This window comes from Burkholderia sp. FERM BP-3421, assembly GCF_028657905.1.
Classification (GTDB): Bacteria; Pseudomonadota; Gammaproteobacteria; order Burkholderiales; family Burkholderiaceae; genus Burkholderia.
Genome location: NZ_CP117782.1, coordinates 439,821 through 452,976 on the forward strand (window position 1 = coordinate 439,821; position 13,156 = coordinate 452,976).

Sequence of the window (13,156 nt, forward strand, 5' to 3'; positions counted from 1 at the left end):
GGCGGCGCGAAGTTGCATGATGCTACGTCCCGCCGGCAGGTAGCGTCCAGCGATCCAATCTTTCATCGGGTTACGTGCGTTACAGATGGCTGTCAAGTGACATCGGGCTGGCGCGCGCGTCAGGTGGCGCGCGCCGTCCGGGGTGTTTCAGGCGTCGCCCGTGGCGGGCCACAGCGAGCCGCCGATCTCGCGCGTGATCTGCGTGATGCACGCGCGCAGCGCCGGCACGGCGGTCGACAGCAGCCATTCGGGCGGGCACTGGTGCGCGGCGCCGCCGCAATTGACCGCGTAGCGCTGCCCGGACGGGCCGACGAAGCCCGCCGCGATCGCGTTCAGGCCTTCGCGCCACTCGCCGAGCGCGAGCGCGTAGCCGTCCCGCGACGCCTCCTCGAGCGCCGGCGTGAGGCGGGCGACGACATGCGGCCAGTCGTCGCCCGCGGCGGCCTGCAGCGCGCCGATCAGGCCGCGCCGCTCGTCCGGTTCGAGCGCCGCGAGGTAGGCGCGCCCGACCGCGGTGCGCGCGATCTCCATGCGCGAGCCGATTTCGAGCCGGGTCACCAGCACGGCGGAGCGCGGCCGGATCACGTCGATCGCGACCATGTCGAGCCGGTCGCGCACCGCGAGGTGGACCGACAGCGAGGTGCGCTCGGCCAGCTCGGCGAGGAACGGCCGCGAGCGCGCGCGGATGTCGAAGTTGCGCAGGAAGCCGTTGCTCAACTCCAACACCGACGCGGTCAGCACGAAGCGTTCACTGTCGGGCAGCTGGAACAGGAAACCGGCGCTGACGAGCGTCGCGGTGATGCGGGAAACGGTCGGCTTCGGGATACCTGTTAATTCTGTCAGTTCCCGGTTGCTGACCGGGGCGTCGGCGGCGGCGATGCGCCGCAGGACCGAGAGCCCTCGGGACAGCGCGCTGATTTCGTCGGGCGCGGCGTCGCGTTCCCGGGAATGGATCTGAGCGGTGGTCGGTGTCGGCACGGATTTCTCTCTTTTTTCCGAAACGTAATTTCAGATTATATAATTTGTATGATAAATGCGAGTGATGCGCGGATTTCCGGAACCATGCGCATCACATGCAACTATATCGCCTTGCCCTTGGTCTGTTAGGGAAATACTTAATCACGCAGTGCAGCAAATTAGACCGTACATCATAATTTTTCGCTTGACTTGTCCTGCGGAAAAGGAAAGAATGCGTTCAATTCCGAAACATCGTTTCGCTGTTTAGATGGGAACGACGTTTCATGCAGTCTCTCAGGTTCTAGCACGGCCCTCGGAATGGCTAGAACTTTTTTAGCGCCACGGTCTCCGTGGCGCTTTTTTTTTGCCTTTTTCGATCGATCCCGGGCGGCACGCGGAAAATTTCTATCCCAATATATGAGACAAAATAGCGATCTGAGATATCAGTCTGGCGGGGCTGGGGCGGGGCGGCGCGCAAAAAAAAAGCGCGCGGCTCCGAGGAGCCACGCGCGCAAACCGGCGTGGAGCGCCGCGACGAATGAAACGTGATGAAGCGGGTGGGCGGGCTTAGCCCTTCTTGAGGCGGATCGCGGACGGCTCGGCCGTCAGGTAGCCGACGCTCGCACCGAAGCGGCTCCGGTAGTTGCCGTTGATGAGCGGATCGAGCACGGGCTTGACCTTGTCGTGCAGCGGGCTTTCCCAGTCGCCCGCGTGCTGGAAGTTGCTCATCACGTAAGTCCAGCCGTTGATCTCGTCCACCGCGTGCAGGCCGGTCGACTCGGCGCCCGCCGGGCACGACAGGACGCGCGCGAGGGTCTTCTGGTCGACGTGGTAGGCCCACAGGAAGTTGTTCACGTGCATCCCGGAGTCCTCGCCGATGAACAGCGTGCGCAGCTTTTCGGAGAACTTGAGGTTGTCCGGGTTGGCGATCCTGTCCGGGTGGGCGAGGTTGCCGAGCGCGTCGGCGGCCGCCAGATCCTCGCCGACCAGCGCGGCCGGCGCGCTCATGTCGACGGGCACCCAGTCGCTGTCGATCGCGCCGCCCGCGAGGTCGCGCTGACCGCCCTTGAGGTTCAGCGCGTAGACGGCGCCGGCGGCGATCTTGCGCTCGAGCGCGACGTCGCGCGACACCGCATTGCCCTTGACCATCGAGGTCTCGATGCGCGACATCGCCATGTAGACGACCTTGTCCTTCGCGTTGACGGTCGTGCCCTCGAGCTTCGTGAACGCCATGCTGCCGCCGACGAGCGCCGCGTAGCGGTGCGTTTCCAGGAACGCGGCCGCCTGCTCCATGCCCGGCTTCACGCGCACCCAGTTGAACTTGCCGCTGAAATGGATCTTCGTGAAGCTCGGATCCGCCGGATCGCTGGTCGCGACGTCGAGGATGTCGGACGCCTTCAGGCGGTTCGCGAGCGCCTCGATCCCGTCGCTCGTCGCGTGGCCGATGCGAATCCACGTGAGCGTCGCCGCGCCCGCGCCGGCCGCCGCGGTCTGGTTCCACTTGCCGACGTACAGCGTGCCCGCCGACAGGTCCGCCGGGCGGTCGGCCACGAACATGAAGAGGCCGCCGTTGGTCGCGTCGTCGCCCATCATCACGGTGCGCCGGTCCGGCATCACCTGGATCAGTTCGTGCGAAATCCGGCCGAGGCAGTAATGCTTCTTGATGCTGCCCGTGCCGTCCGGATTCACGGTGATCTCCGGCAGGTGGCCGTAGTGGTAGGGGTTGGCCGTCGTCTCGCTGCCGAAGGTGTTGAGGCTGAATGCCTTGAACTGCGCATCGGTCGCCGCGCGGGTCGCATCCGGTTCGTATTCCTCGCTCGACAGGTGGGTGTTCCACGGCGACAGGCTCGCGCCGCAGGTGATCCACAGGCCGTGCGCCGACGAGGTGTCGACGTTGTGATACTTGACCAGCGCGAGCGCGCCCGTGGCCGGATCCTGGTCGAGCGTCAGCACCGCGATCGGCGACGGCAGCTGGCCGTAGACCGACGTGCCTTTCTGGTCGCGCGTCGTGTATTCGAACTGCACGACCGCGAACACCGGGTTGCCCTTCACGCCGGCGACGCGCGCATTGGGCAGCGTCAGCAGCGAGCTGCCGTCGGGGCAGTCGGAAAAGAACTGGCGTTCCTTGCCCGCCACCGAGGTGTCGCGGATCGGCTGGTTGCGGATGTCGTAGTAGCCGCCCGCGAGGATCGCGCCGCCCCGGCCGTCCGGCACGAGGTCGCCCGTCATGAAGAACGGCCGGTAGGCGAGCTTGTACTGGCGCGCGCTGCCGTCGGCGAACGACACGGACAGCGTCGAGCCGACCGTCGTCTGCGCCATCGCGGCCGGATTGTCGAGCGACGGCGCGGCCATCGACGCGAAGGTCGCCGCCGCGAACGCGGCGGGCGTCGGCGTGGGCGTCGCCGCGTCGTCGCCGCCGCAGCCGCTCAGCAGCGCGGGCAGCGCCAGCCCGCTCAACGGAAGCATCGGCGCGCCGGCCAGCAGTTTCAGGACGTGGCGGCGGGAAGAATCGGGCTGCGCGGGCATCGTGGGTTCCAGTATCGTGAGCGTGGGTGGGCGCCGGCCTCTATGAAAACGAAAGCAACAAGCAGGCTGTTTGAAAATTTGTTCGCAGTGTAGGGATGGAAGATGAAAGTTTTTTGAATTGATTCCGTATGATTCGACAATCGCCGCCGCTGTTTCTGGATCGAGCGCCGAATCGACCGACCGGCCGTGCCGAACTGGCCGCGCCGAACCGGCCGTGCCGGACCCGATTCGAGGCCGGCGCGAGCGCGCGGCGAGATGTAAAAATTGCCCACGCCCGGCCGGCGGGCCCCGCCGGCCGTCGTATGATGTTTTTTTGCCTGGAAGCGCCGCGCGCGGCGCATGAGCTGATGACGATGTCCACCCTTTCTCCTCGCCGCTGGCCGCGCGCCGCGTTGTGCGCCGCCTTTGCGGCCGGCCTGCTCGCCGGCTGCAACAAGACCGACACCCCGACGCCGCCGGACACCGCGGCCAGCGCCGCCGCGCAGGCGGCCGCCCAGGCGTCGCGCAAGCTCGACCAGGTCGCGGGCTTCGTCGACCAACAGCTCGATGCGGCCAAGCGGGGCGTCGCCTCGGCCGCTTCCGCGGTGCCGCCGCTGAGCGCGAGCACGGTGTCCGCGGCCGCCCAGGCGCAGTTGCAGGGCGCGGCCTCGGCCGTGTTCGGGCAGGCCGCCGCGGCCGCCGGCTCTCAGCTCGAGGCCGCCGGCCGCAAGCTCCAGCAATGGAGCCAGCAGGCCGCGCCGGCCAGCGCCGCGAGCGGTACCCGCTCCGGTGGATGACGGACTTGCGTTTCCAATTAAATGTAATTATGATGGTTACATATTGTCGTCGAGCGGTGGCGCAGGCGCGTCGCCGGACAGGTGAGTCATGAACACGAGCAGTCGCTTCGCATTCGCCGTCCATGTGCTTGCCTTGCTGTCGATGCAGGAAGGCGTGCCCTTGTCGTCGGGGGTGATCGCGGGCAGCGTCAACACCAATCCGGCGTTGATCCGCCGCCTGCTGTCGATGCTGGCCGCGGCCGGGATGACCACCTCGCAGCTCGGCGCGGGTGGCGGCGCGTTGCTGGCGCGGGAGCCGGGCAGCATCACGCTGCTCGACGTATACCGTGCGGTCGACGACGCGCAGCTGTTCGCGTTGCATCGCGAAGCGCCGAACCCGGACTGCATGGTGGGGCGGCATATCCAGGGCGCGTTGACCGGGTACATCGGCGATGCGCAGCGTGCGATGGAAGCCGCGCTCGCGCAGCGCACGCTGGCTGACGTGACGGCCGACGTGCTCGACGCCGAGGCGCAAGACGGAGCATCCGCCGCGGCCGCGCGCGGCGGGTGAGCAGGATGGGGCCGGCGACGCCGGCCGGACAGGCAGTCGTGGGGGGAACCCCCCGCTTTTTTTACCTTTAAATGTAATCAATACGATTACATATTGACTTCACCGGAGAACGAGCATGACCCAACGTACTTTGAACATCGCCTTGTTTGGCGCCACCGGCATGATTGGTTCGCGTATCGCCGCGGAAGCGGCTCGGCGCGGCCATCGCGTGACCGCGCTGTCGCGTCAGGCGGGCGCGGCGGGCGCGACGAACGTGACCGCGCGCGCGGCCGACCTGTTCGACGCGGCGAGCGTCGCGGCCGCGCTGGCCGGCCAGGATGTCGTGGCGAGCGCCTACGGTCCGAAGCAGGAGGATGCGGCGCAGGTCGGCGCGGCGACGCGCGCGCTGGTCGAGGGCGCGCGCCGCGCCGGTCTCAAGCGCCTGGTGGTGGTGGGCGGCGCGGGCTCGCTCGAAGTCGCGCCCGGCAAGCAGCTCGTCGACACCGAAGGGTTCCCCGACGCGTACAAGGCGGTCGCGCTCGCGCATCGCGACGCGCTCACGTACCTGAAGACGGCGGACGATCTCGACTGGACGTTCTTCGCGCCGGCCGCGATGATCGCGCCGGGCGAGCGCACGGGTCGCTTCCGCACCGGCGTCGATGCGCTGCTGGCCGATGCGGACGGCAACAGCAAGATCTCGGCGGAGGACTATGCGGTCGCGTTCGTCGATGCGCTCGAGCAGGACGCGTTCGTGCGCCGGATCGCGACGGCCGCCTACTGACGCGTGGCGGCGCCGGCCCGGCGCGTGGGGCCGGCAGGCCCGTGGACCGCGCGGGTCCGATCATGGGACATGCTGCGCGGGCGCATGCATCGATGCGCCCGCGCAGTGTCTATTGGCGGGTCGGGTTGGCGCGTGTCGAACGCACGGTGCGGCCGCGCGCTCGCACGGGACGCCGGCCGGTCGACCCATCGGCATCAAGCGTCGTGTTTCCCGGCGCGGGAGACCAAGCCGGCGCGCCGATCGCGCGGCGTGTCGGGCGCGCGCGCTGCCTTGTCTACAGTCAGGGGGGCGTGTGACGGTCGTGCGAGTCGAGCGAGGCGGGGGGGCGGGGCGTGGGAGCGTGTTGGCGGACCAGCTGTTCGCAGAGGGGGCCCGACGGCCGCCATGTCGGCATCGCGCATGGTGCCTCCCGACGCAGGGGACGTGGCGGCGGTTCGGCGCCGCAGCGCGCCAGGCGTGCGCGCTGCCTCATGTGCGGGTCGGGTTGCTGTATGGCGGTCGTGCAAGCCGGGCGAGGCGGGGGGGCGTGCGTGCGCGGAGGATCGCGCGGACGCATGGGCCGCTCGGCGGCCGATGCGTCGGCCTCGCGCGTCTCCTTCGCTTTCCGCCGCCGGGATGATCCGGTGATCCCGCGCGGCGCGTCAGGCGTCCGCGTCGACGCGCGCGTTGACGTGGGTGGCGATGCGCTCGCCGGACACGCCGTACACGTGCAGCGACACGGCGGGCGCTTCGTGCGGTTCGCCGCCGTGGCCGAGCCGATGGATGCCCGTCATGCCGGCGCGCACGAACGATACCGCGCCCGGCGCGCGCGGCCGACGGCGCAGTGCGCTCGCACGGCCGGCCGCTTCGTGCCAGGCATAGGCCGTTTCGCTCAGGGTGCCTTCGAGCACCGCGTAACCGCACCAGGTCCGATGGCCGTGCGCCGGGCTCCATTGTCCCGGGCGCCAGACCAGCGACACGATCGCGTAGCGGCCGAGCGGATCGGCGGCAAGCAGGTGACGGCGGTACGCGTGCGCACTGCTTTCACGCTGCCCGGGCGCGAGGAGCCCGGATGCGGCGGCGGCCTCCGCGAGCGCCGCGCGCGCGAAGCGCGCATGCCGCGCCGGTTCCGCGCGGTGCGCGGTCGCGTCGAGCGCCGCATCGAGCCGCGCGCACAGCCGCGCGAGCGGCGCCGTGACGATGCGCGGCGCGGCCGGCGCGCCGGCCGTCGGCGGGCCGGGGCGAACGGGGCAAGCTGGGCGTCTGGATTCATCGGCAAATCGGTGAATCGGCGCGTCGTGGAGCGCCCGCCGGGATCAATGGGACGGATACGTATTTATACCGGTCGACGCGGAGAAAGGGATTCCATACTGTTCCCCCATCTACTTTTTCAATAGAAAAAAATTCTATCCACACGAGGTTGGGGAAATGGATGCGATCGACCGCAAATTGCTCGAACTCCTTCAGGCAGACGCGACGCTGCCGATCGCCGAGCTGGCGCAACGGGTGAACCTGTCGCAGACGCCGTGCTGGAAGCGGATTCAGCGGCTCAAGGAAACCGGCGCGATCCGCGCGCAGGTGGCGTTGTGCGATCCGCGCAAGCTGGGCGTCGGCACGACCGTGTTCGTCGCGGTGCGCACCAACCAGCACACCGAGGAGTGGGCGGCGCGCTTCACGCAGGCGGTGCGCGACATCCCGGAGGTGGTCGAGGTCTACCGGATGAGCGGCGAGACCGATTACCTGCTGCGCGTCGTCGTGTCCGGCATCGACGACTACGATCGCGTGTACAAGCAGCTGATCCGCGCGGTGCCGCTGTTCGACGTCAGTTCGTCGTTCGCGATGGAGCAGATCAAGTACTCGACCGCGCTGCCGGTGCGTGACGGCGTCTGACGCCTGAGCGCGCGGGCGCGGCGAACCCGGATTGCATGTCGCGCACGGTTGCCTATCGTTGAGACAGGGTCGCGCGCCGGGCCGGCCGCGGGTCGGGCGGGCGTCCGGCCCGTGGGCGGACGGAGGCAGTGATGAAAGCACTCTCGCAACTGATCGAGGCGATTGGCGTCGAACCGGCCGATTTCGCCACGCCGCCGACGCTGCCCGTCGCGCTGCCGCGCCGCGCCAGGATCACCTCGGTATTGAGCTGGGTGGGGGCTTACCTGGTCGATCACCCGGACGACACGCTCGGTCTGTACCTCTACCGCGCGCGCGCCGACCTGCCGTGCATCGTGACGCCGGTGACGCAGGCGTCGCTCGTGCGCGCGCTCGACTCGTCGGCGCTCGAACCGATACTGGGGCCGGACGTGCTCGAGATCGTCAGGGCGGATGTCCTGCGGGCGTTCGATCTCCGTCGGCGCGATGACATGCCCGGCGCCGGGGAGCACGACGCCGCGAGCGCGATCGAAAGCGCGCGGCCGGGATTCGGCGGCGCGGGCCTGGGCAGCTTGCCGGGACAGTCGCGCTATCGGCTGCGCGAATATCGGTGCCCGGCGTGCGGCCACACGGTCAGCGCGATTCCGCTCGACGGGCTGCCGCCGCCGAACTGCATGCGCAACCATCCGCCGCGTCACATGGAACCGGTGGCGCAATGAAATTCGACGCGCTGTTCGACGCCGGTTTCAAGGAGCTTGGGGCGCGCTTCTTCCTGGTCGCGTTCCTGCCGATGCTGGTGGTGGCGCTGGTGGGCGCGAGCCTGATCGCGGCCGGTGCACCCGCCGCGACGCCGTCGTGGCGCGGCTTCGTGGCCGCGCTCGACGCCGCCGCGCTCGCCGATTGGGCCGGGCTGCTGTTCGCGGTGCTGGTGCTCGCGTTCGTCTCGATGCCGTTGCAGGATGCGCTGGTGCGGGTGTTCGAGGGCTACTGGGGCAAGCTGGCGACGACGCGGCCGGGGCGCTGGTGCGTGGCGCGTCAACGGCAAGCGCGCGCGCAACTGCTGGCCGACATGCAGCATGACGGGCAGCCCGGGACGGCCGATGCCTTTGCGCTCGACTCGGCGGCGCGCCGCTTCGCCGCCCATTACCCGGCGGATGCGTCGCGCGTGCTGCCGACCCGGCTCGGCAACGCGCTGCGCGCGGCCGAGGATCTGGCCACGTACCGCTACGGGCTCGACAGCATCGTGATCTGGCCGCGTCTCTACCCGTACCTCGGCGATGCGCTGAGCGGCCTCGTCGACAGCGCGCGCAACCAGCTCGACATGTCCGTGCGGCTCGTGGTGACGTTCCTGCTGTGCGCGCTGGTGTCGCTGGCGCTGCTGTTCGACAAGGGGTGGTGGTGGCTGATGCCGATCGCGTTCGCGGGCGTGGCGCGGCTGGCCTATCGGGCGGCGGTCGAGGCGGCGGTCGCGTTCGGCGCGATGATGAACGCGGCGATCGACCTGCGGCGCTTCGATCTGCTCGATGCGCTGCATCTGCCGCTGCCGGCCGACCTGGCGGACGAACGCAGGCGCAACGCGGCGCTCAGCGAATTCCTGCGCCAGGGCGGCGACTTGCCGCTCGGGTACGCGCATCCGGAGAAGCCCGGGACAGCGGGCGGCGGCGCGGCGGAAGACGCGTTGCGGCAGGGCGTGCGGCTCGAACTCCGGAGCGTGGAGACGGGGGCGGCGGACGGCGCGTTGAGCGAGGCGCTGCGCCGCGGCGTGCGGCTCGAACTCCGGCGCGTCGAGCCGGCGCCGCCGGCCGAGCCGGACAAGGGCGCCTGAGCGGCCGGCGCGCGGGGCCTAGCGCCCGCGCGCGAGCGCGCGCTGCCGTTCTTCCGCAAGCGTTTCGCGCCGCACGAAGTCCGCGACGAACGCGTCGGCCGGATGATGATGCAGGCGGTACGGCGTGTCCCATTGCGCGATCGCGCCGTCCCGCATCACGCCGATCCGGTCCGCGATCGCGAACGCCTCGGCCTGATTGTGCGTGACGAGGATCGCGGTGTGGCCGGTCGCCTTCAGGATGTCGCGCAATTCGAACGCGAGCCGCTCGCGCGTATCGACGTCGAGATTCGAGAACGGTTCGTCGAGCAGCAGCAACTCCGGGGCCGGCGCGAGCGCGCGCGCCAGGGCGACGCGCTGCTGCTGGCCGCCCGACAGCTCGTGCGGATAGGCGCGCGCCGCATCCGCGAGCCCGACCAGCGCCAGCATCTGCGAAACGCGTGCGCGGCGCGCGGCGCGCGTCTCGCGCCGCAGTCCGAAGCCGACGTTGTCCTGCACGCTCAGGTGCGGGAACAGCGCGTAGTCCTGGAACATCATCCCGACCCGTCGCCGTTCCGGCGGCACCTCGCCCGCGGGCGTCGACAGCACCGCGCCGTCGAGCGCGATCGTGCCGTCGCGCAGCGGTTCGAAGCCCGCGATCGCGCGCAGCACGGTGCTTTTGCCGCAGCCGGACGCGCCCAGCAGGCAGCCGATGTCGCCGCGCGCGAGCGACAGGCTCAGGCGCTCGACGACGGCGCGCGGGCCGGCCGGCGTGTCGTAGGCGAGCGAGATGGCGTTCAGTTCGAGCAGGGGAGCGGGCATCAGGGTCCAGGCTTGAGTGGGGTGCGCGCGAGCAGGATCACGGGCGCGAGCCCGGCCAGCACGATCGCGAGCGCGGCCACCGCGCCTTCCTCATAGGTGCCGCGCGCGGCCTCCGCGTAGAGCCAGGTCGCGAGCGTGTCGAAGTTGAGGGGGCGCAGCAGCAGGGTGGCGGGCAATTCCTTCATCGCGTCGACGAACACGAGCAGCGCGCTTGCGACGAGCGCGGGCCGCAGCAGCGGCAGGTGCACGCGCCGCAGCGTCATGCCGGCGCTTTCGCCGAGCGTGCGCGAAGCCTGTTCGAGCGCGGTCGGGATGCGCGCGAGCCCGGCCTCGATGCTGCCCGCCGAGATCGCGAGGAAGCGGATCGTATAGGCGAGCACGAGCGCGGCGAGCGAGCCCATCAGCACGAGCCCGTCGCGGCCGAGCAGGCCGGCGAGCGCGCGGTCGGCCAGCGCGAGCGGCGTGAGCAGGCCGATCGCGAGCACCGTGCCCGGCACCGCGTAGCCGAGGCTCGCGATACGCGCGCAGGCGCGGCCCGCGCGCTCGGGCGTGCTGTCGCGGCGGTTGCGCGCGGCCCACGCGACGATCAGGCCGCCGGCGAGCGTCGCGAGCGTCGCCCCGCCGGCGAGCAGCAGCGTGTTGCCGAGGCTCGCGAGCAACTGGCCGGACACGCCGCCCACCTGATGCATGCGTTTCGCGGTTTCCGCGACCAGATAGGCGGCCGGCGCGCCGAAGCCGAGCAGCACCGGCAGCCAGCCGAGGCACGCGGCGCCCGCGGCCGCCGCGCCGCGCAGCCGCCGCGGCGCGGCGGCGCGCATCCGGCGGCCGTGCGCGTAGCGCTGGCGACGGCGGCCGTGGCGTTCGAGCGCGATCATCGCGACCACGATCGCGAGCATCGTCACCGCGATCTGCGCGGCGCCGGCGAGATCCGAGCGGGTGATCCAGGTGGTGTAGATCGAGACGGTCAGGGTCTGCACGCCGAGGAATTCGGAGGCGCCGATGTCGTTCAGCGTTTCGAGCAGCGCGAGGCTCAGCCCGACCGCGATCGCCGGGCGGGCGAGCGGCAGCACCACGCGCGCGAAGGTTTCGATGCGCCCCGCGCCGAGCGTGCGGGCCGCCTCGACGAGGCTCGCCGATTGCGTGACGAACATCGCGCGGGTGCTCAGATACACATACGGATACAGCACGAAGCCGAGCACGAGGATCGCGCCGGGCAGCGAGCGCAGGTCGGGCAGGCGGAACTGGCGCGGGCTGTCGAAGCCGAGCAGCCAGCGCAGCGCGCCCTGCACGGGGCCGATCGGGTGCAGCAGGTCGAGATAGGCGAACGCGACGATGTAGGTCGGCACCGCGAGCGGCAGCAGCAGCGCCCAGCTCAGCATGCGCCGGCCCGGGAAGTCATAGGCGGTCACGAGCCACGCGGCGCCCGTGCCGACCACCGTGACGATCGCGCCGACGCCCGCGAGCAGCAGCAGCGTGTTCGCGAGCGCGCGCGGCAGCACGAAGGCGGCGAGATGGCGCCAGTGCGCGGGATCCGCGTCGAGCGCGGCCCAGGCGAGCGTGAGCAGCGGCGCGAGCACCGCGGCCGCGACGAGCGCCGCGGCCGCGAGCCAGCCGCGCTGCGCGACGCGAGGGACGCGCGACGCAGGGCGGCGGGGCGCAAGCGCCTCAGTTGTCAAAGCCGACCTTGTCGACCAGCTGGCTCGCGAGCTTGCGATGCTTCGCGATCTCGGCGAGCGGCAGCGCGTCGACCTTGAGCGGGCCGAAGCTCGCGATCACCGGGTCGAGCGTGACGCCCGCGCGCACCGGATACTCGTAGTTCGCGCGCGCATACAGCGCCTGCGCCGGCGCGGACGCCAGGTATTCGAGCAGCTTCACGGCGTTGTCGCGGTTCGGCGCGTGCTTCGCGACGGCCGCGCCGCTGATGTTCACGTGGGTGCCGCCGCCCTTTGCATTGGCGAAGGTCGGGCGCACGACCTTGATCGCGTCGCCCCACTTGCGCGCGTCGGTGCCCGGCTCGGCGTGCTTCATGTGGCCGACATAGTAGGCGTTCGCGAGCCCGACGTCGCAGATGCCGCCGAGGATGTCGCGCGCGACATCGCGGTCGCCGCCCGTCGCCTTGCGCGCGAGGTTCGCCTTCACGCCGCGCAGCCACTGCTCGGCCGCGGCCGCCCCGTCGTGCGCGATCATCGCGGCGACGAGCGCGGTGTTGTACGGATGCTGGCCCGAGCGGATGCACACCTTGCCCTTCCACTTTGGATCGGCGAGATCCTCGTAGCGGACGGCGTCGAGCTTCAGATCCTTTTCCACGTAGAGCACGCGGTCGCGCAGCGACAGCGCGTACCAGTCGCCGTTCGCGCCGCGCAGGTTCGCGGGGATCGCGTCGGCGAGCGTGCTCGAACGCACCGGCTGCGTGAGCCCGCCGTCGACGAGATCGAGCAGGTTGCCGATGTCGACCGTCATCAGCACGTCGGCCGGCGACTTCGCGCCTTCCGCCTTGACCCGTTCGAGCAGGCCGTCCTTCACGAACACGGTGTTGACCTTGACGCCGCTGTCGCGCGTGAACGCGTCGATCAGCGGCTGGATCAGTTTCGGTTCGCGGGTGGTGTAGAGGCTGACCTCGTCGGCCGCGTGCGCGGGCAGCGCGAGCGCGGCGACGGCGCCCGCCAGCGCGAGCGTGCGGGCGAACGGGACCAGGGGGATGCGAGTCGGGTACATGGAACCTCCGGAGGATCGGCCGCGCGGCCGCGACGCGCCGGCTCGGCGCATTGAACATTACAAAAATGAAAGAAAGCGGATTGTAAGTTGAATGCGAATGCGAATCAACTTTGGGGCGCGGCGGCGGGGCGGGGAGAAATGCGCGGGGATGGGGGCGTCGCGCGGGCTTGCGCGTAGAATGCCCGCTTCGATGACTTTGACGAAGCGAGACCCGACCATGAACGATCAGCGCAAGAAGAATCCGGTATTCGGCGTATCCATCCTGATCGTCGTCGCGGTGGTGCTGGTGATCGGCACCATCCTGTACAACGCGATCTCGCAGAAGCGCGACTACGACGAGGCGCATCCGGCGCCCGCGGCGAGCGCGTCGGCAGCGCAGGGCAACGGCAACTGAGCGGCCGGAC

Annotated in this window: 13 protein-coding genes; 7 read left to right on the forward strand and 6 right to left on the reverse strand. The window is 70.2% G+C overall.

Annotation, left to right across the window (positions count from 1 at the left end; translation table 11 throughout):
* Nucleotides 1-147 precede the first annotated feature (147 nt).
* The gene (locus Bsp3421_RS18215) at nucleotides 148-978 is read right to left on the reverse strand and encodes an IclR family transcriptional regulator (RefSeq protein WP_274002184.1); all 831 of its coding nucleotides are present in this window, start codon (nucleotides 976-978) and stop codon (nucleotides 148-150) included.
* Between the two features lie 546 nt (nucleotides 979-1,524).
* Nucleotides 1,525-3,483 (reverse strand): PhoX family protein, encoded by a 1,959-nt coding sequence (locus tag Bsp3421_RS18220; protein ID WP_274002185.1) that lies wholly within the window; start codon nucleotides 3,481-3,483, stop codon nucleotides 1,525-1,527.
* 353 nt (nucleotides 3,484-3,836) lie between these two features.
* On the opposite strand from Bsp3421_RS18220, the gene Bsp3421_RS18225 reads away from it, so the two are divergent.
* The 3 genes from Bsp3421_RS18225 to Bsp3421_RS18235 all read left to right on the forward strand — a co-directional run bounded on the left by Bsp3421_RS18225 (nucleotide 3,837) and on the right by Bsp3421_RS18235 (nucleotide 5,569).
* Nucleotides 3,837-4,259, forward strand: coding sequence for a hypothetical protein (locus Bsp3421_RS18225; protein ID WP_337995309.1), 423 nt, complete (start codon nucleotides 3,837-3,839; stop codon nucleotides 4,257-4,259).
* An 88-nt stretch (nucleotides 4,260-4,347) separates the two neighbouring features.
* Entirely contained in the window at nucleotides 4,348-4,809 is a 462-nt protein-coding gene (locus Bsp3421_RS18230) for an Rrf2 family transcriptional regulator (protein WP_274002188.1), read from the forward strand.
* 115 nt (nucleotides 4,810-4,924) lie between these two features.
* Complete coding sequence (locus Bsp3421_RS18235; protein WP_274002190.1) at nucleotides 4,925-5,569, forward strand: NAD(P)-dependent oxidoreductase; 645 nt, start codon at nucleotides 4,925-4,927, stop codon at nucleotides 5,567-5,569.
* Nucleotides 5,570-6,210: 641 nt separating this feature from the next.
* Here the strand turns inward: Bsp3421_RS18235 and Bsp3421_RS18240 are convergent.
* Nucleotides 6,211-6,837, reverse strand: a complete 627-nt coding sequence (locus Bsp3421_RS18240) for a cysteine dioxygenase (RefSeq protein ID WP_443111590.1) — start codon at nucleotides 6,835-6,837, stop codon at nucleotides 6,211-6,213.
* Nucleotides 6,838-6,976: 139 nt separating this feature from the next.
* On the opposite strand from Bsp3421_RS18240, the gene Bsp3421_RS18245 reads away from it, so the two are divergent.
* From Bsp3421_RS18245 to Bsp3421_RS18255, 3 genes are all read left to right on the forward strand, one after another.
* Complete coding sequence (locus Bsp3421_RS18245) at nucleotides 6,977-7,438, forward strand: Lrp/AsnC family transcriptional regulator (RefSeq protein ID WP_274002193.1); 462 nt, start codon at nucleotides 6,977-6,979, stop codon at nucleotides 7,436-7,438.
* Nucleotides 7,439-7,569: 131 nt separating this feature from the next.
* Complete coding sequence (locus tag Bsp3421_RS18250; protein WP_274002196.1) at nucleotides 7,570-8,133, forward strand: hypothetical protein; 564 nt, start codon at nucleotides 7,570-7,572, stop codon at nucleotides 8,131-8,133.
* Nucleotides 8,130-9,239 carry a hypothetical protein gene (locus Bsp3421_RS18255; RefSeq protein ID WP_274002197.1) on the forward strand — a complete coding sequence of 370 codons (1,110 nt, stop codon included), beginning with the start codon at nucleotides 8,130-8,132 and terminating at the stop codon, nucleotides 9,237-9,239. Before Bsp3421_RS18250 ends, Bsp3421_RS18255 begins: the two co-directional genes overlap by 4 nt.
* Nucleotides 9,240-9,257: 18 nt before the next feature.
* On the opposite strand, the gene Bsp3421_RS18260 is transcribed toward Bsp3421_RS18255, so the two are convergent.
* From Bsp3421_RS18260 to Bsp3421_RS18270, 3 genes are read right to left on the reverse strand one after another with little or no spacing between them, the layout of a single operon-like run.
* Entirely contained in the window at nucleotides 9,258-10,037 is a 780-nt protein-coding gene (locus Bsp3421_RS18260; RefSeq protein WP_274002199.1) for an ABC transporter ATP-binding protein, read from the reverse strand.
* Nucleotides 10,037-11,713: an ABC transporter permease gene (locus tag Bsp3421_RS18265; protein ID WP_274002202.1), complete on the reverse strand. Its 1,677-nt coding sequence runs from the start codon at nucleotides 11,711-11,713 to the stop codon at nucleotides 10,037-10,039. Before Bsp3421_RS18265 ends, Bsp3421_RS18260 begins: the two co-directional genes overlap by 1 nt.
* Nucleotides 11,703-12,752 (reverse strand): Fe(3+) ABC transporter substrate-binding protein, encoded by a 1,050-nt coding sequence (locus Bsp3421_RS18270; RefSeq protein WP_274002204.1) that lies wholly within the window; start codon nucleotides 12,750-12,752, stop codon nucleotides 11,703-11,705. Before Bsp3421_RS18270 ends, Bsp3421_RS18265 begins: the two co-directional genes overlap by 11 nt.
* Nucleotides 12,753-12,969: 217 nt before the next feature.
* Between Bsp3421_RS18270 and Bsp3421_RS18275 the strand changes: the two genes are divergently transcribed.
* On the forward strand, nucleotides 12,970-13,146 hold the full coding sequence (locus Bsp3421_RS18275) for a hypothetical protein (protein WP_274002207.1): 177 nt from the start codon (nucleotides 12,970-12,972) through the stop codon (nucleotides 13,144-13,146).
* The last annotated feature ends 10 nt before the right edge of the window (nucleotides 13,147-13,156 follow it).